This is a genomic window from Sphingomonas sp. 2R-10, from assembly GCF_030062225.1.
In the GTDB taxonomy this organism is placed as follows: Bacteria; Pseudomonadota; Alphaproteobacteria; order Sphingomonadales; family Sphingomonadaceae; genus Sphingomonas.
Genome location: NZ_JASCXF010000007.1, coordinates 20,037 through 35,282, shown reverse-complemented (window position 1 = coordinate 35,282; position 15,246 = coordinate 20,037). Strand labels below are relative to the sequence as shown.

Annotated in this window: 19 protein-coding genes and 1 tRNA gene; 10 read left to right on the top strand and 10 right to left on the bottom strand. The window is 67.4% G+C overall.

The window, feature by feature from the left end; all coding sequences use genetic code 11:
• Positions 1–64: 64 nt before the first annotated feature.
• Together QLH51_RS04845 and QLH51_RS04840 are read left to right on the top strand one after the other, a co-directional pair.
• A complete protein-coding gene (locus QLH51_RS04845; RefSeq protein WP_125656445.1) occupies positions 65–547 on the top strand; it encodes an SH3 domain-containing protein in 483 nt (160 codons plus the stop codon).
• A 161-nt stretch (positions 548–708) separates the two neighbouring features.
• Positions 709–2,904 (top strand): S9 family peptidase, encoded by a 2,196-nt coding sequence (locus tag QLH51_RS04840; protein ID WP_283514402.1) that lies wholly within the window; start codon positions 709–711, stop codon positions 2,902–2,904.
• Between the two features lie 19 nt (positions 2,905–2,923).
• On the opposite strand, the gene QLH51_RS04835 is transcribed toward QLH51_RS04840, so the two are convergent.
• Together QLH51_RS04835 and QLH51_RS04830 are read right to left on the bottom strand one after the other, a co-directional pair.
• Positions 2,924–3,214 carry a hypothetical protein gene (locus QLH51_RS04835; RefSeq protein ID WP_164516104.1) on the bottom strand — a complete coding sequence of 97 codons (291 nt, stop codon included), beginning with the start codon at positions 3,212–3,214 and terminating at the stop codon, positions 2,924–2,926.
• A 100-nt stretch (positions 3,215–3,314) separates the two neighbouring features.
• A complete protein-coding gene (locus QLH51_RS04830) occupies positions 3,315–3,689 on the bottom strand; it encodes a DUF6402 family protein (protein WP_125656454.1) in 375 nt (124 codons plus the stop codon).
• 37 nt (positions 3,690–3,726) lie between these two features.
• On the opposite strand from QLH51_RS04830, the gene QLH51_RS04825 reads away from it, so the two are divergent.
• Positions 3,727–4,752, top strand: a complete 1,026-nt coding sequence (locus tag QLH51_RS04825; protein WP_125656457.1) for an aspartate-semialdehyde dehydrogenase — start codon at positions 3,727–3,729, stop codon at positions 4,750–4,752.
• Positions 4,753–4,834: 82 nt separating this feature from the next.
• Positions 4,835–5,536: a methyl-accepting chemotaxis protein gene (locus QLH51_RS04820; protein ID WP_206428932.1), complete on the top strand. Its 702-nt coding sequence runs from the start codon at positions 4,835–4,837 to the stop codon at positions 5,534–5,536.
• A gap of 210 nt (positions 5,537–5,746) precedes the next feature.
• Here the strand turns inward: QLH51_RS04820 and QLH51_RS04815 are convergent, their stop codons facing one another.
• The gene (locus QLH51_RS04815; protein WP_125656462.1) at positions 5,747–6,286 is read right to left on the bottom strand and encodes a YitT family protein; all 540 of its coding nucleotides are present in this window, start codon (positions 6,284–6,286) and stop codon (positions 5,747–5,749) included.
• A 250-nt stretch (positions 6,287–6,536) separates the two neighbouring features.
• Here QLH51_RS04815 and QLH51_RS04810 point away from each other — a divergent pair, with 250 nt between their 5' ends.
• Positions 6,537–7,295 carry an alpha/beta fold hydrolase gene (locus tag QLH51_RS04810; protein ID WP_206428934.1) on the top strand — a complete coding sequence of 253 codons (759 nt, stop codon included), beginning with the start codon at positions 6,537–6,539 and terminating at the stop codon, positions 7,293–7,295.
• A gap of 130 nt (positions 7,296–7,425) precedes the next feature.
• Here the strand turns inward: QLH51_RS04810 and QLH51_RS04805 are convergent, their stop codons facing one another.
• Entirely contained in the window at positions 7,426–8,094 is a 669-nt protein-coding gene (locus QLH51_RS04805) for a glutathione S-transferase family protein (protein WP_206428935.1), read from the bottom strand.
• Positions 8,095–8,171: 77 nt separating this feature from the next.
• Here QLH51_RS04805 and QLH51_RS04800 point away from each other — a divergent pair, with 77 nt between their 5' ends.
• The gene (locus QLH51_RS04800) at positions 8,172–8,789 is read left to right on the top strand and encodes an exopolysaccharide biosynthesis protein (protein WP_125656465.1); all 618 of its coding nucleotides are present in this window, start codon (positions 8,172–8,174) and stop codon (positions 8,787–8,789) included.
• A 130-nt stretch (positions 8,790–8,919) separates the two neighbouring features.
• Here QLH51_RS04800 and yihA read toward each other — a convergent pair whose 3' ends face one another.
• The 6 genes from yihA to QLH51_RS04770 all read right to left on the bottom strand — a co-directional run bounded on the left by yihA (position 8,920) and on the right by QLH51_RS04770 (position 12,468).
• Positions 8,920–9,588, bottom strand: a complete 669-nt coding sequence (gene yihA / locus QLH51_RS04795; RefSeq protein WP_125656467.1) for a ribosome biogenesis GTP-binding protein YihA/YsxC — start codon at positions 9,586–9,588, stop codon at positions 8,920–8,922.
• Positions 9,585–11,282, bottom strand: a complete 1,698-nt coding sequence (yidC, locus tag QLH51_RS04790) for a membrane protein insertase YidC (RefSeq protein WP_125656470.1) — start codon at positions 11,280–11,282, stop codon at positions 9,585–9,587. Before yidC ends, yihA begins: the two co-directional genes overlap by 4 nt.
• 22 nt (positions 11,283–11,304) lie before the next feature.
• Positions 11,305–11,517, bottom strand: coding sequence for a membrane protein insertion efficiency factor YidD (gene yidD, locus QLH51_RS04785; protein ID WP_125656561.1), 213 nt, complete (start codon positions 11,515–11,517; stop codon positions 11,305–11,307).
• 29 nt (positions 11,518–11,546) lie between these two features.
• Positions 11,547–11,882: a ribonuclease P protein component gene (gene rnpA / locus QLH51_RS04780; RefSeq protein ID WP_125656473.1), complete on the bottom strand. Its 336-nt coding sequence runs from the start codon at positions 11,880–11,882 to the stop codon at positions 11,547–11,549.
• A 5-nt stretch (positions 11,883–11,887) separates the two neighbouring features.
• A complete protein-coding gene (gene rpmH, locus QLH51_RS04775; protein WP_055760664.1) occupies positions 11,888–12,022 on the bottom strand; it encodes a 50S ribosomal protein L34 in 135 nt (44 codons plus the stop codon).
• A 95-nt stretch (positions 12,023–12,117) separates the two neighbouring features.
• Positions 12,118–12,468 carry a hypothetical protein gene (locus QLH51_RS04770; protein ID WP_206428936.1) on the bottom strand — a complete coding sequence of 117 codons (351 nt, stop codon included), beginning with the start codon at positions 12,466–12,468 and terminating at the stop codon, positions 12,118–12,120.
• Between the two features lie 77 nt (positions 12,469–12,545).
• On the opposite strand from QLH51_RS04770, the gene QLH51_RS04765 reads away from it, so the two are divergent.
• The 4 genes from QLH51_RS04765 (at position 12,546) to QLH51_RS04750 (ending at position 15,222) form a co-directional block, all read left to right on the top strand.
• Complete coding sequence (locus QLH51_RS04765; protein WP_125656476.1) at positions 12,546–14,051, top strand: YifB family Mg chelatase-like AAA ATPase; 1,506 nt, start codon at positions 12,546–12,548, stop codon at positions 14,049–14,051.
• Positions 14,052–14,198: 147 nt separating this feature from the next.
• Positions 14,199–14,657 carry a DUF805 domain-containing protein gene (locus QLH51_RS04760; protein ID WP_125656479.1) on the top strand — a complete coding sequence of 153 codons (459 nt, stop codon included), beginning with the start codon at positions 14,199–14,201 and terminating at the stop codon, positions 14,655–14,657.
• Positions 14,658–14,705: 48 nt separating this feature from the next.
• Positions 14,706–14,790 (top strand) — tRNA-Leu (locus QLH51_RS04755).
• Positions 14,791–14,850: 60 nt separating this feature from the next.
• Positions 14,851–15,222, top strand: coding sequence for a PilZ domain-containing protein (locus tag QLH51_RS04750; RefSeq protein ID WP_125656482.1), 372 nt, complete (start codon positions 14,851–14,853; stop codon positions 15,220–15,222).
• Positions 15,223–15,246: the final 24 nt, after the last annotated feature.

The window sequence follows — 15,246 nt, the reverse complement described above, 5'->3', positions numbered from 1 at the left end:
ACGACTTGCCGTGACGCCCCGCTTGCCGATAGATGCGGGGCCATAGACAAACGGGGACGATATCATGCGCCTGGTCGGGCAATCGATCGCAGTGGCCGCGGTGCTGACGATGCTGGCGGCGGGTCCGGCGGAGGCGCAGCGCCGCAAGCCGCCCTATTACGCGTCGATCGCGGCGGGCGAGGCGCGGATGCGCAGCGGCCCGGGCAAGAACTATCCGACCCAGTGGGTGTACCGCCGCGCGGACATGCCGATCAGGGTCGTCGACGTCTATCAGGACTGGCGCCGGGTGGAGGACCCCGACGGCACGCGCGGGTGGTTGCAGGTCGGGTTGCTGAGCGATCGCCGCACCGGGTTCGTTGGGCGCGAGGTGCTGGAACTGCGTGCGTCGCCGCAGGCGGGTGCGGCGGTGGTGTGGCGCGCGGCGCCGGGCGTGGTCGGGCGGCTGTCGCGCTGCAACGGCGCATGGTGCTTCTTCGACGTGCGCGGGCGCGGGGGCTATGTCGAACAGGCGCGGCTGTGGGGGGTCGATCCGGGCGAGACGATGTAGGAGCGGGCGCGACGAAGCGGCTCCACATCCCCCATTTACCTCCGCCCGCCGTGCGACGATAACAGCTGATACGATCGGCGCGTCGGCGCCGGACTGGGATACGGGGCACTATGGTAAAATGGTTGATGGGCGCGGCGTTGCTGGCGATGGGTCAGGCCGGGATGGCGAGTGAACCGGCACAGCCGGCCGGGGCGGCCGCGCCGGCGAAGGCGGGCGAGCTGACGCTGGAGCGGGTGTTCGCCAGCCCCGACCTGAACGGCAGCCAGCCGCAGAACCTGCGCCTGTCGCCCGACGGCAGATACGTCACGCTGCTGCGCAACCGCGCCGACGAGCGCGAGCGGTTCGACCTGTGGGCGATGGATACGACCACGCGCACGTGGCGGATGCTGGTCGATTCGAAGAAGGTCGGCACCGGCGCCGCGTTGTCCGAGGCGGAGAAGATGCAGCGCGAGCGCGACCGCTCGCTGACCGGCAAGCGCGGCATCCTCGCCTATGACTGGGCGCCCGACGGCCAGTCGATCCTCGTGCCGCTGGACGGCGACCTGTACCTCGCCTCGATCGGCGGCGACGTCCGCCGGCTGACCAACAGCGAGAGCGGCGAGCTGAACCCGGTGGTCAGCCCCGAGGGCAGCTATGTCAGTTTCGTGCGCGACCAGAACCTCGTCGCGCTCGACCTGAAGACCGGCAAGGAAACCGCGCTCACCACCGAGGGCAAGGGCACGGTCCATTTCGGCGAGGCTGAATTCGTCGCGCAGGAGGAAATGGGGCGGCGCACCGGTTACTGGTGGTCGCCCGACGACCGCAGGGTCGCGGTGCAGCGCTTCGACGAGGCGCCGGTCGGCATCGTCACCCGCTCGGCGATCGGTGCGGAGGGGACGAGCGTCTACCAGCAGCGTTACCCGAAGGCGGGTACCGCGAACGTGCTGGTCGAGCTGTACGTGATGAAGGCCGATGGCACGGGGAAGGTGAAGGTCGATCTCGGCCCCGACCCCGACATCTATCTGGCGCGGGTCGACTGGACGCCGGATGGCAAGGCGCTGCTGGTGCAGCGGCAGAACCGGGCGCAGACGAAGCTCGACATGCTGCGCGTCGACCCTGCCACCGGCGCGGCCACCGTGTTGTTCAGCGAAGAATCGGGGCCGAAGAGCTGGGTCAACCTGTCCGACGCCTATCACGCGATGAAGGACGGCAGCCTGATCTGGTGGTCGGAGCGTGACGGATACGGCCATCTGTACCGCTGGAAGGCGGGCAAGTGGACGCAGTTGACCAACGGCAAGTGGATGGTCGCCGACCTCGCGGGTGTCGACGAGGCGAAGGGCAGGGTCTATTTCCTCGCCAACAAGGACGACGCGCTGGAGCGGCAGCTGTACCGCGTCGACCTGAACAAGCCCGGCGCGGTCACGCGGATGACCGAGGCGGGCTGGTCGTACGGTGCGTCGATGGATGGCAAGGCGTCGCGGCTGATCGTCACGCGCTCCAGTCCCGACCAGCCGGCGCAGACCTATCTGGCCGACAGCTCGGCCAAACGGATCGCGTGGATCAACGAGAATGCGCTGACCGGCGACCATCCCTACGCGCCCTATGTCGCCAGCCATCGCCCGACGCAGTTCGGCGAGATCAGGGCGGCCGACGGATCGACGCTGCACTGGAACATGATTACCCCCGTGCTGGAGACGGGCAAGCGCTATCCGGTGTTCTTCTCGCATTATGGCGGGCCGGGCAGCCAGGTCGTGCGCCGGGCATGGGGCGGGGCGCTGCGCCAGTATCTGGTCGATCGGGGATGGATCTGGTTCGAGATCGACAATCGCGGATCGCCCGAACGCGGCAAGGCGTTCGAGGACCAAATCTTCCGCGCGATGGGATCGGTCGAGGTCGACGACCAGATCGCCGGTGCCAATTACCTCAAGACGCTGCCGTTCGTTGCGGCTGACAAGATCGCGACCTATGGCTGGTCCTATGGCGGCTACATGACGCTCAAGATGCTGGAAAAGGCGCCGGGGGTATTCGCGGCGGGCGTGGCGGGCGCACCGGTGTCGCGCTGGGAATTGTACGACACCCATTATACCGAACGCTATATGGGCGATCCGCGGCAGGTGCCCGACGCCTATGCGACGTCGGCGACGGTGCCCGACGCGGCGAAGATCCGCGACCCGCTGCTGCTGATCCACGGCATGGCCGACGACAACGTCGTGCTCGAACATTCGACGGCGATGATGGCGGCGATGCAGAAGTCGGCGACGCCGTTCGAACTGATGCTGTATCCGGGGCAGACCCACCGCGTGGGTGGCGCGGGAGTGAGCGAGCATCTGTGGAAGACGATCCTGAACTTCCTCGATCGTCAGGTGAAGGAGAAATGACGGGGGCGGCGGTGGTGGCCTATGGCACCCGCCACTGCCCGGTGGCACGATCGTAGCGCACGGCGACGCCGATCGCCACGCCCTGCGCCGACCATCGTGTCGTCCCCGCACCGTCGAGGTAGAAGGGTGGGCTGACGGCAAGGGTCGCCCCGTCCGCAGCAGACGCCAGCCGGGCCACGGCATGGTCGCCGGAGTCATGGCCGGTAGACCGTTGCCACCGGTTCGGCCGATACAGTTCGATCCGCTCCTTTCGATCCGGCGAGGTTTCGATATCGATCAGGTCTCCGGCGCCGGTCAGTCGCATGCCCATCGGAACCCCAATGGCGATGCCGCCTGCCACGGCCATGGCGACCATCAACGCGGTTCGTTGCCGCCCGTTCATGGGCGCACCGCAACGATTACCTGCGGGATCAGACGTTTGCCCCTGTCGCAAGGAGCGTCTGCCGAGCCGCGGCGAACCGCGGGACGCGCATCGCCCACGCCATGGTTACACCGGTCGTGTCGATGGCCCGGGGCGGGGGCGGTCGCTGACCACGCTTCACCGGCGTCGGCATCACCCATTCGCGCCGCGCGAACCAGTTCTTCATCAGCTTCGCGCCGACTGGCCAGCCTTCATGGGGCATGGCGGCCGGAATATCGCTCAGATAGAAACCGGTGTGCGGTGGTCGAGGCATTTCGAACTCCCGATGGGTGCCCGTAGCGTGTCGCAGGAGGAGATTGGCGGCAAGCAGTTCTGCAACGCCTCGCCGATCGCGCGATCTGCTGGACTTTTCTTGCGGCTTCACTATGCGTCCGCGCAAGTTAAGAACGCGGAGTAAGCAAGTGGGATATCGGGTAGTCGTCGCGGGCGCGACCGGCAATGTCGGGCGCGAGATGCTGAACATCTTGGCGGAACGCGAATTTCCGATCGACGATCTGGCGGTGCTCGCCTCGTCGCGCTCGGCGGGCGAGATGGCCGATTTCGGCGAGACCGGCAAGCAGTACAAGATCCAGAATATCGAGCATTTCGATCCCGCCGGGTGGGACATGGCGCTGTTCGCGATCGGCAGCGAGGCGACCGCCGTCTACGCACCGAAGTTCGCCGCGGCCGGCTGTACCGTGATCGACAATTCGTCGCTGTACCGCATGGACCCCGACGTGCCGCTGATCGTGCCGGAGGTGAACCCGGAGGCGATCGACGGCTATCGCGTCAGGAACATCATCGCGAACCCGAACTGCTCGACCGCGCAGATGGTGGTGGCGCTCAAGCCGCTGCACGACGCCGCCACGATCAAGCGGGTGGTCGTCGCGACCTATCAATCGGTGTCGGGCGCGGGCAAGGCGGGCATGGACGAGTTGTTCGAGCAGAGCCGCAACATCTTCGTCGGCGACAGTGCCGAGCCGAGGAAGTTCACCAAGCAGATCGCGTTCAACGTGATCCCGCACATCGACAGCTTCCTCGACGACGGATCGACCAAGGAAGAGTGGAAGATGGTGGTCGAGACCAAGAAGATCCTTGATCCCAAGATCAAGGTCGTCGCCACCTGTGTCCGCGTGCCGGTGTTCGTCGGCCATTCGGAAGCGATCAACATCGAACTGGAAAACGAGCTGTCGGCTGAGGATGCGCAGAAGATCCTGCGCGAAGCGCCGGGCATCATGCTGGTCGACAAGCGCGAGGACGGCGGATACGTGACGCCGGTCGAATGCGTCGGCGAATTCGCGACCTATGTCAGCCGCGTGCGCGAGGATTCGACCGTTGAGAACGGCCTCGCGCTGTGGTGCGTGTCCGACAATCTGCGCAAGGGTGCCGCGCTGAATGCGGTACAAATTGCGGAATTGCTGGGTCGGCGGCACCTGCAAAAGGATTGAACGGTACGAACGCGGGCCGGTTTTCGGCGGTGGGCACGCATCTCCTAACGAAACGCTAACCAATTGCCGCCATGGTTTGCGCATGGATATGGAAGGCACCCGGGACGACGCGCTGCATCTGGGCGCGTGGGAGGCGATCTGTCGGTCGCAGGCGGTCATCGAGTTCGCGCTCGACGGCCGCGTCCTGTGGGCCAACGACGCGTTTCTCGGAACGATGGGCTATACGCTGGCCGAGGTGCGGGGCGCGCACCACCGGATATTCTGTTGCCCGGCCGAAGCGGCCTCGCGCGATTATGCCGCTTTCTGGCGCAAGCTGGCGGGCGGGGCGTTCGACAGTGGGCTGTACCGGCGGCTCGACCGGCGCGGCGGGGATGTGTGGTTGCAGGCGACCTACAACCCGGTGCTCGATGCCGAGGGACGCCCGGCGAAGATCGTCAAGATCGCGACCGACATGACGCGACAGGTGCTGCTGGAGCGCGAGGTGCAGGCGCGCCTTGCGGAGGGGCAGCAGTTTCGCGGCCGGCTGGAGGAGCAGGCCGGGGCACTGCGGCAGGTCATGACGCAGCTGTCGGGAATCGTCACGGCGATTGGCGACATTACGACGCAGACCCGGCTGGTGGCGCTCAACGCCGCGATCGAGGCGGCGCGGGCGGGCGAGGCGGGCAGCGGGTTCGCGGTCGTCGCGCGCGAGGTCAAGTCGCTGTCCGACGATATCCGCAGTGCGACCGAACGGGCGGCGGCGATGCTGCGCGATCATGAACAGGGGGTCGCGATCGCGGCCTGAGCGGACGTCGCGATCCGGCGGCCGGACGCTCTGGCTGTTTCGTCACCCCGGATCGGGTCAGGGTGACGCAGGTTGCGCGGATGGCGCTCCGCGCGCCCTCCCGGTGGTAGCGCGGAGCATGAGCCGATGGAGACCCCAGCCTTCGCTGGGGTAACGTTGCCATGCCGGTGGAGCAGACTCCGACGACTGGCGGGGCTTCGTTCGCCTCCCTCAATACCCCGTGTAGCGCCCCGGCCGGTGCCACGCGATCAGGATGCCGCTGATCGCCGCGGCGCTGAGCGCCGACCACGCCACCTGCGTCGGGGCGACCACCGCGAACGACGCGGCGAGGATGGCGAGATCGATCGCGATCTGCGTGCGGCCGGCGTTCCAGCCGCGGGTGCGTTGCAGCCACAGGGTGACGACTCCCGTGCCGCCGACGCCGGCATCGTGGCGGGCGAGCGCGAGGATGCCCATGCCGATCACCGTGCCGCCGGCGATCGCGGCGAAGGCCGGATGTACCTCGACGATGCGCAGATTGTAGCGCGCCATGGTGGAGAACAGCGCGATCCCGCCATTGACGGCGATGGTGCGCCACATGAAGCGCGACCCCATCGCCCGTTTCGCGAACAGGAAGAAGGGGATGTTGATGAGCGTGAACAGCACGCCGGTCGGCAGCGGGACCAGATAGGAGACCAGCAGCGCGACACCTGCGATCCCGCCCGTCACCAGCCCGGCAGCATGGAGCAGCGCGAGGCCGAGCGCGATCATCACGCAGCCGACGATGATCGCGTAGGCATCTTCGGACCGGCTGTGCGGAACGGCGCTGTGGGGCAGGGCGGGGGCGATGGCGGCGAACTCCGGTCAGGCCGGCATCCTTCCCCAAGGCTGTTATATTGTTGCGCGTGACCGTAGCGCGGTTCGCGGCGGGGGTGAAGCGGCAAAACGCGGTTCGGTACGCCTCGACACCCGCCGCCCGGCCGCCCATATCGCGGCGATCCCAACAGGCAAAGGCAGCATCGTGAACCCATCCAGCGTCGCCACCCATCGTTTCGCCAGCTTCGACGGCGTCGAGATCGCGTGGCACGAACTGGGCGAGGGCGAACCGGTGATGCTGATCCACGGCTATTTCAGCGATGCCGACACCAACTGGATCAAGTACGGCCATGCCGCGAAGCTCGCCGCGCTCGGGCGGCGGATCATCATGCCCGACCTGCGCGCGCATGGGCAGAGCGCACGGCCGCACGGCGCGGAGGCGTATCCGCCCGATGCGCTGGCGCGGGACGGCATGGCGCTGATCGCGCATCTCGGGCTGAGCGACTATGATCTGGGCGGCTATTCGCTGGGCGCGCGGACGGCGGTGCGGATGCTGACGATGGGGGCGACCCCGCAGCGGCTGGTGCTGAGCGGCATGGGGCTGGAAGGGTTGCTCGATACCGGACGGCGTGCGGCGCATTTCCGGCGCATCCTGACCAACCTCGGCAGTTTCGAGCGCGGATCGCCCGAATGGATGGCGGAGGCGTTCCTGAAGACCACCGGTGGCGATCCGGTGGCGTTGCTGGGCGTGCTCGACACGTTCGTCGATACGTCGCGCGAACAGCTGGCGGCGATCGGGCAGCCGGTGCTGGTGCTGGCGGGCGAGGACGACGACGATAATGGCAGCCATGCGGCGCTGGCCGGACTGTTGCCCGATGCGCGGCTGGTCGAGACGCCGGGCAACCATATGAGCGCGGTGGTGAAACGCGAGCTGGGCGACGCGATCGCCGAATTTCTCGCGTAGTTCCTCCCCGGCACGGGGAGGGGGACCGCCGCGAAGCGGTGGAGGGGGCTCTCCGCGCAACGCAACGACAGCGTATGCCGACTGCCCCCTCCACGAGCTTCGCTGGTCCCCCTCCCCGTACCGGGGAGGATTACTTCACCGCCTGCTCATACTGCTCCAGCACCCAATCCTCCTCCTGTGCGGCGGCGATCCAGTCCTGCATCCACGGATGGTTGATGAGGGTGATGATGTAGCCCATCGCGAAGCGCGGGCAGGGGAGCGAATAGGTCACGATGCGCGTCGCGACCGGCGCGAACATGATGTCGACCGCGCCGAATGCGCCGAACAGGAAGTCGCCGCCCTGGCCGAAGCGGGCACGCGCCTGCGCCCACAACTCGTAGATGCGCGACAGGTCGGCGAGCACGTCGTCGTCGGGCTGGGTGGGGTCATAAACCTGGCGGACGTTCATGCTGTGCTTGCGGCGCAGCGGCGCGAAACCCGAATGCATCTCCGCCGCCATCGACCGCGCCATCGCACGTGCGGCGGGATCGGCGGGCCAGAATTTGTCGCCGCCCGATTTCTCGTTCAGATATTCGACGATCGCCAGACTGTCCCACACGACGATGTCGTCACCGTCCCACAGGATCGGCACCTTGCCCGACGACGGCGCGAACTCGTCGCCCTCGCGCCGCTTGTCCCAGTCGGCGTCGTAGAGCGGCACGACGACCTCCTCGAACGACAGGCCCGACAGTTTGGCCGCCAGCCAGCCGCGCAGCGACCAGGAGGAATAGGCCTTGTTACCGATGATGAGCTTCAGCATGGGGCGAGTCGTGCCACGCGGCGGCGGGGCTGTCGACCCCGCCGGAACCGCAGGCGAAACGATCCGTTGCCAAGGCCATGGTCGAGAACGGAAAAGGCGGCGATCCGCACAGCGTGGGCGAGGTGCTCGACCGGTTGCAGGAACTGGGCGATGATGCCGGTGGCGACAAGGTCCGACTGGGAGACATGCTCGAGGCGATGGGCCACCGCGCCTATGGCCCGTTCCTGATCGTGCTGCCGATGATCGAGATTTCGCCGGTCGGTGGCATTCCCGGCCTGCCGACCGCACTGGCGGCGGTCCTTGCTTTGCTGGCCATCCAGTTGGTGCTCGGCCGCAAGCATCTGTGGCTGCCGGGGTTCCTCGCCAATCGCGGGATGAAGGGCGGCAATCTGCAAAAGGTTGTCGAGAAGGGCCGGCCGATCGCCAAGCGGATGGACAGGTGGTTCCACGGCCGGTTGCCGGCACTAACGAAAGGACCGATGGTCAAGGTCGCTGGAGTCGCGGTGCTGCTGCTGTGCCTGACCGTGCCGCCGCTGGAACTGTTGCCGTTTGCCAGCACTGCGCCGATGGCGGCGATCATGGCGTTCGGCATCGCGCTGCTGGTGCGCGACGGGGCGTTGATGATCGTCGCGTGCGCGTTGTCGGTGGGCGCGGTGGCGCTGGGGGCGGGGTTGTTCGCGACGAGGCAGGGGTAGGGCCGGTCCGGCATCCCTGCCACGCCCGTCACCCCAGCACAGGCTGGGGTGACGGGCGTGGCAGGCGCTGCGTGTTCCAACGGGGAGGCCCCAGCCTGCGTTGGCGTGACGGGCGTGGTCGGAGCCGAGGCTACCCGAGCGATTCGATCACCGCCGCGCGCAGTTCGGCGATGCCCATGCCCTTCTCGCTCGACGTCGAGATCACGTCGGGATGCGCCGCGGGGCGCTTGCGCACCTCGTCGCCGACCGCGGCATAGACCGCGTCCAGCTCGCTCGCCTTGATCTTGTCGGTCTTGGTCAGCACGATGCGGTAGCTGGTGGCAGCCTTGTCGAGCATCTCGAACACCTCGCGGTCGACATCCTTGATGCCGTGGCGCGAATCGATCAGCACCAGCGTGCGCTTCAGCACCTGCCGCCCGCGCAGATAGTCGTTCACGAGATAGCGCCACTTGCGGACCATGTCCTTGGGCGCCTTGGCAAAGCCGTAGCCGGGCATGTCGACCAGCCGGAATTTCAGCGGCGTGCCGATGTCGAAGAAGTTCAGCTCCTGCGTCCGCCCCGGCGTGACCGAGGTCCGCGCCAGCGAGGTGCGGCCGGTCAGCGCGTTGAGCAGCGACGACTTGCCGACGTTCGACCGGCCGGCGAAAGCGATCTCGGCCACCTCGGGCGGGGGCAGATGCTCCAGCGACGGAGCCGACTTCAGGAACTGGATCGGCCCCGCAAAGATCTTGCGTGCCGCCTCGGCCTGTTCGGGGTCGAAGCGGTCGTCGCCCGGTGGCGGGGGTGGGAGGTCGTTCACTTTGCCGGAGCCTGCTTGAGCGCCGGATGCCGCGAATAGAGCAGCTGCTGCTGCGCGATGGTGAGCAGGTTCGACGTGATCCAGTAGACCTGGAGGCCCACCGCGAACGGGGCCATGATGAACATCAGCACCCACGGCATCAGCCCGAAGACCTGTTTCTGCATGTCGTCCATCGGCGCCGGGTTCAGCTTGAACTGGAAGTACATCGAGATGCCCAGCAACACCGGCACGATGCCGATCGCGAGGAAGTGCGGGGGCGTGAAGTCGAGATAGCCGAACAGGTTCAGGATCGTTGCCGGATCGGGTGCCGACAGATCCTTGATCCAGCCGACGAACGGCTGGTGCCGCATTTCGATGGTCAGCAGCAGTACCTTGTACAGCGCGTAGAAGATCGGAATCTGGATCAGCGTCGGCAGGCAGCCGGCGACCGGATTGACCTTTTCCGTCTTGTACAGCGCCATCATCTCCTGCTGGAGGCGCGGCTTGTCGTCCTTGTAGCGTTCCTGCAGCACCTTCAGTTTGGGCTGGATCGCGCGCATCGCCGCCATCGAGGCGAACTGGCGCTGGGCGATCGGGAACATCAGGCCGCGGATCGTCAACGTCAGCAGGATGATCGCCACGCCAAAATTGCCGACCATGCGGAACAGCCAGTCGAGATAGGTGAAGATCGGTTCCTCGACGATGCGGAACCAGCCCCAGTCGATCGAGCGCGAGAAATAGGGCACGCCCTGTTCCTCATACGCGTTCAGCAGCTTGTTTTCCTTGGCACCGGCGAAGAAGCGCGCGCTCTGCGTCATCGCCTGCCCCGGATTGAGCGTGGCGAGGGTGGGCGAACGGTAATCGGCCTGGTGACGCTGGTCGCCGCCCTTCAGCGACAGCGCGTGCTGCGCGTTCTGATCGGGGATCAGCGCGGTCATCCAGTAATGGTCGGTGAAGCCGAGCCAGCCGCCCTTGGTGCTGAAGCTGGTCGGGGCGGCGTCGATATCCTTGTAGTCGACGTCGAACTTCACGCCGTTGCCCGCTTCGTAGATCGGGCCGACCTGGATCGTCATCGTATCCTTGTCGACCGGCGCGCCGCGACGGCTGAGCAGGCCGTAGGTGGCGACCTGCACCGGCTGCGCGCCGGTGTTCACCACGCTCTGGCGGACGGTGAACATATAGCCGGTATCGACCGAGATCTGCATCAGGTAGCGCTGGCTGCCCGCCTGCGTGGTCAGCGTGACCGGCGTTGTCGGCGTCAGCTTGTTGCCGCTGGCGGTCCACAGCGCGTCGGCGGGCGGGGGCGTGATGCCGGTGCCGCTCCAGCCGAACTGCGCGAAATAGGCATCGGTCGTGCCCGACGGCGACAGCAGCCGGACCGGCGGCGAATCCTTGGCGATGGTTTCCTGGTGCTTGACCAGCACGAGGTCGTCGATCCGCCCGCCGCGCAGGTTGATCGAGCCCCGTACCGCCGGGGTGTCGATCACGACGCGCGGGGTTTCGCGCAGCACCACCGCCCGGTCGCGAATCGCGTTGGCGGTGTCGGCGGCGGGATCGGTCGCGGGGTTGGCGACGGGCTTGCTCTTGCCGTCCTCCAGCTTCGTCACCGGAGGATTGGCGGCCGGGAAGAAATGGTTGGCGATATACGGCCAGCCGAACAGCACCAGCGCAGCCAATACCGCGAACAGCAGGAAATTCTTCTGATCGTTCTTCACGCGAGTTCCTCAGGCGTCAGTCTCAAGGCACGGGATCGTGGCCGTGCCCGCCCCAGGGATGACAGCGCGCGATCCGTTTCGCGGCCAGCCAGCCCCCCTTGACCGCGCCATAGCGGGCAATGGCGGTGATTGCATAGGCCGAACAGGAAGGTTGGTAGCGGCACGACGGCGGCAGGATCAGCGATGGTCCCAGCTGCCACGCGCGCGCGACCAGCATCAGCGCGCGGGCCGGAATGCCCGGGCGGGGCGCATCGCCCACGTCGCTCACCGGCGGACCTTGCGCAACGCCCTGGAAAGATCGGCTTTCAGGTCGTCGAACGGGCGTTCGATGCCGCTGTTCCGACCGATCAGCACGTGATCGGCACCGGCAATGCCCTGTTCGGGCAGCAGCTCTGCGGCAAGCGCGCGAAAACGCCGTTTCATCCGGTTGCGGACGACGGCGTTTCCGACCTTCTTCGATACGGTAATGCCGATTCGCATCGCCTGTGGCGGCGTATCGGCCAGTTCGTCCGCGGCACGCTGTCGCACCAGCAGGACGAAGCCGGGCATGGGCGCCCGGCGTCCGGCATTCGCCGCCAGATAATCCCGGCGGCGAAGCATTTTCCTCAGGCCGACAGCTTCTTGCGACCGCGCGCACGACGCGCCCGGATCACGTTGCGGCCGCCCGGCGTCGCCATGCGCGAGCGGAAGCCGTGACGACGGGCCCGTACCAGGTTGCTCGGCTGAAAAGTCCGCTTCATCACTCATTCCCCGGGTATTCAAACTGCCAGAACGTAAAAAGCCGCCAGTGACGGCGGCCGCGTGGCCAGCGCCTTAGCCACGGGTGCCCATGAAGTCAACGTCCGACCGTCAGGCCATCGGCGCGCAATCGCCGCCGCTTTGCGCTCGGCCGGCGCAGGGCCCTGTCCGACAGTGCCCGGACGCGCGGGTGGCGGCGCATCGCCCGCGCGAAGCGCACCCGCGCCCGGCGCGAATTGCGCAGGATCAATGCGGTGCCGGCAGCAAAGGTGAAGATACCGGCCGGACCCGGCAGCAACGCTACCAGCGGCGTCATCAGGATCAGCAGCATGCCGACGATCAACAGCAGGGCGCGCATCGTGACATGGCCCATGCCAGTGGGGCGTTGCGGGGGCAAGGCGGCGATCGAGCGCCGACCGGCATCGATCGCGTGCTTCTTCGATTCCACCCGTCGTATCGATCGGCCGTTCCCTCGCCCCGGAAAGCGGCTATGGACGTCGGGGGCAAACGGGGAACAGGGGCAGCATGGTCGCGATCGTATCGACGGCGGCGTATCTCGGGCTGGAAGCGCGACGGGTCGAGGTGCAGGTGCAACTGGCACCGGGCGTGCCCGCCTTCGTCGTCGTCGGCCTGCCCGACAAGGCGGTCGGCGAAAGCCGCGAGCGGGTGCGCGCCGCGATCGCCGCCATCGGCCTGTCGCTGCCGCCCAAGCGGATCACGGTCAACCTGTCGCCCGCCGACCTGCCCAAGGAAGGATCGCATTACGACCTGCCGATCGCGCTGGGCCTGCTGGCGGCGATGGGCGTGGTCGATGCCGAGGGGCTGGCCGAGCATCTGGTCGTCGGCGAACTGAGCCTCGACGGCCGGATCGCGGCATCGCCCGGCGTGCTGCTGGCGGCGATGCTGGCGAGTGGCGAGGGGCGGGCGCTGATCTGTCCGGCGGCGCAGGGGGCGGAGGCGGCATGGGCGGGGACGACGGTGGTGGCGGCGCCCGACCTGTTGTCGCTGCTGAACCACCTGAAGGGCGAGCAAATGCTGCGTACTCCGGTGCCGGGCGGGGCCGAGGACGGCTGGAGCGGCAACGACCTGAAACAGGTGAAGGGACAGGAGACCGCCAAGCGCGCGCTGGAGATCGCCGCGGCCGGCGGACACAACCTGCTGATGGTAGGACCACCGGGGGCGGGCAAGTCGCTGCTCGCCTCATGCCTGCCGGGCATATTGCCGCCGCTGGATGCGGCCGAGGCGTTGGAAGTGTCGATGGTCCAGTCGGTGGCGGGAACGCTGACCGGCGGGCGGATGACCCGCGCGCGCCCGTTCCGCAGCCCCCACCACTCCGCATCGATGGCGGCGCTGACCGGCGGTGGGCTGCGCGTGAAGCCCGGCGAGATCAGCATGGCGCATCTGGGCGTGCTGTTCCTCGACGAACTGCCCGAGTTCCAGCGCGCGGTGCTCGATTCGCTGCGCCAGCCGCTGGAAACCGGCGAGGTCAGCGTCGCGCGCGCCAATGCGCACGTCACCTTTCCGGCGCGGGTGCAGCTGATCGCGGCGATGAACCCGTGCCGCTGCGGGCATCTGGGCGATCCGGCGCTGGCCTGCGCCCGAGCGCCGCGCTGTGCCGCGGATTATCAGGCAAAGGTGTCCGGACCGCTGCTCGACCGGATCGACCTGGCGATCGAGATGGCGGCGGTCAGCGCCGCCGACCTGGTCCTGCCGCCGCCCGCTGAAGGTTCGGCGGAGGTGGCGGCGCGGGTGGCGGTGGCGCGCGCGGTGCAGCGGGAACGCTATGCCGCCGACGGGGTGCGGACCAATGCCGAGGCGGACGGCAGCGTGCTGGAACGTGCCGCGACGCTCGATGCGCCGGCCCGCGCGCTGCTGGCACAGGCGGCGGAGGCGATGCGGCTGTCGGCCCGCGCCTTCCACCGCGTGCTGCGCGTCAGCCGGACGATCGCCGATCTGGCGCAGGCGGACGGCGTCGGACGCGCGCATGTCGCCGAGGCGCTGAGCTATCGCCGCCGTCCGCCGACGAATTGAAGAGCGCGCCGACGGGCCATCATGTCTTACCGGGGCGGCCGTGCCGTAACGGGAGGGTGCCTGCGGGAAATGCGGCGATTTCGAGGAAACCTTTTGGCGGCTTCGCGGTTGGCACCGTTGCTATCCCGTAACGAGAGGGTTTTATCGATGGAATGGATGCTGCTGCCATTGAAACGGTATGCCGAATTTTCCGGGCGCTCGCGGCGCAAGGAATATTGGATGTTCGTGCTGGGTTACCTGATCGTGTTCATGATCCTCGGCGCGATCTTCGGGTTGCTGGGTGCGTTCTCGTCGAGCATGGCCGAGGTTCAGGCCGGATCGGTGAACGGTCCGCTGATGCTGGCGGTCGTCGTCCTCGGCATCCTCGGCCTCGGCATCCTGATCCCCTCGATCGCGGTACAGGTACGTCGGCTGCACGACCGCAACATGAGCGGCTGGTGGCTGCTCGGGATCTATGTCGTCAGCTTCATCCCGGTGGTCGGGTTCATCGCGTCGATCGGGTTGCTGGTCCTCCTCGCGCTGCCGGGCACGGTCGGTCCCAACCGCTTCGGTCCCGACCCCAAGGACCCCTATGGCAAGCTGAACGACGTCGACGTGTTCGCCTGATCCAACCGGTTGCGGGGGCACGCAGCTTGGGCTAACGGAGCCCGGCGTGCCCCTGTGGTGAAATTGGTAGACGCGTCCGACTCAAAATCGGATTCCGCAAGGAGTGCTGGTTCGATTCCGGCCAGGGGCACCAGTTTCCCGTCATCGATGTGTTAACCCGGCGTTAGCGTCCGATCGCCATGCTGTCGTGGCCATGAGCGATTCGTCGTCCGACCGGTTTCCTCCCCGCCCGCGGCGGGACAGCGTCATCCTGCACGCCCGGGTCGAGGCGGTCGACCGGGTGGCCGAATGTCGTGTCCGCAACCTGTCCGAATCCGGCGCCTGTATCGACGATCCGGCGGGACTGCCATCGGACGGGCGGGTGCTCGTCACGATGGGCACGCTGCACCATGTCGAGGGGCGGGTGCGCTGGGCACAGGACGGGCGGGCCGGCTTGCATTTCGCCGCGTCGCACATCGACGTCGCTGCCGCACGCCGGCCGCGCGGGACCGTCGCACCCGCACCGCAGAACCGCGCGGGATGGCTTGCGAACCTCCACAGTCCCTATCGCCGCGGCGACGACTGAGCTTCGGTTCGATTCCTGAATAGG

Coding starts and splice junctions, on each gene's coding strand:
- QLH51_RS04805 (WP_206428935.1), bottom strand. CDS start 8,094: ATGCTGAAGCTCATCATCGGTAACAAGGCCTATTCCTCCTGGTCGCTG.
- QLH51_RS04800 (WP_125656465.1), top strand. CDS start 8,172: ATGGTCGAGAACGGAAAAGGCGGCGATCCGCACAGCGTGGGCGAGGTG.
- rnpA (WP_125656473.1), bottom strand. CDS start 11,882: ATGCTTCGCCGCCGGGATTATCTGGCGGCGAATGCCGGACGCCGGGCG.
- QLH51_RS04760 (WP_125656479.1), top strand. CDS start 14,199: ATGGAATGGATGCTGCTGCCATTGAAACGGTATGCCGAATTTTCCGGG.
- rpmH (WP_055760664.1), bottom strand. CDS start 12,022: ATGAAGCGGACTTTTCAGCCGAGCAACCTGGTACGGGCCCGTCGTCAC.
- QLH51_RS04840 (WP_283514402.1), top strand. CDS start 709: ATGGCGAGTGAACCGGCACAGCCGGCCGGGGCGGCCGCGCCGGCGAAG.
- QLH51_RS04820 (WP_206428932.1), top strand. CDS start 4,835: ATGGATATGGAAGGCACCCGGGACGACGCGCTGCATCTGGGCGCGTGG.
- QLH51_RS04815 (WP_125656462.1), bottom strand. CDS start 6,286: ATGATCGCGCTCGGCCTCGCGCTGCTCCATGCTGCCGGGCTGGTGACG.
- QLH51_RS04765 (WP_125656476.1), top strand. CDS start 12,546: ATGGTCGCGATCGTATCGACGGCGGCGTATCTCGGGCTGGAAGCGCGA.
- QLH51_RS04750 (WP_125656482.1), top strand. CDS start 14,851: ATGAGCGATTCGTCGTCCGACCGGTTTCCTCCCCGCCCGCGGCGGGAC.
- QLH51_RS04845 (WP_125656445.1), top strand. CDS start 65: ATGCGCCTGGTCGGGCAATCGATCGCAGTGGCCGCGGTGCTGACGATG.
- QLH51_RS04835 (WP_164516104.1), bottom strand. CDS start 3,214: ATGGGCATGCGACTGACCGGCGCCGGAGACCTGATCGATATCGAAACC.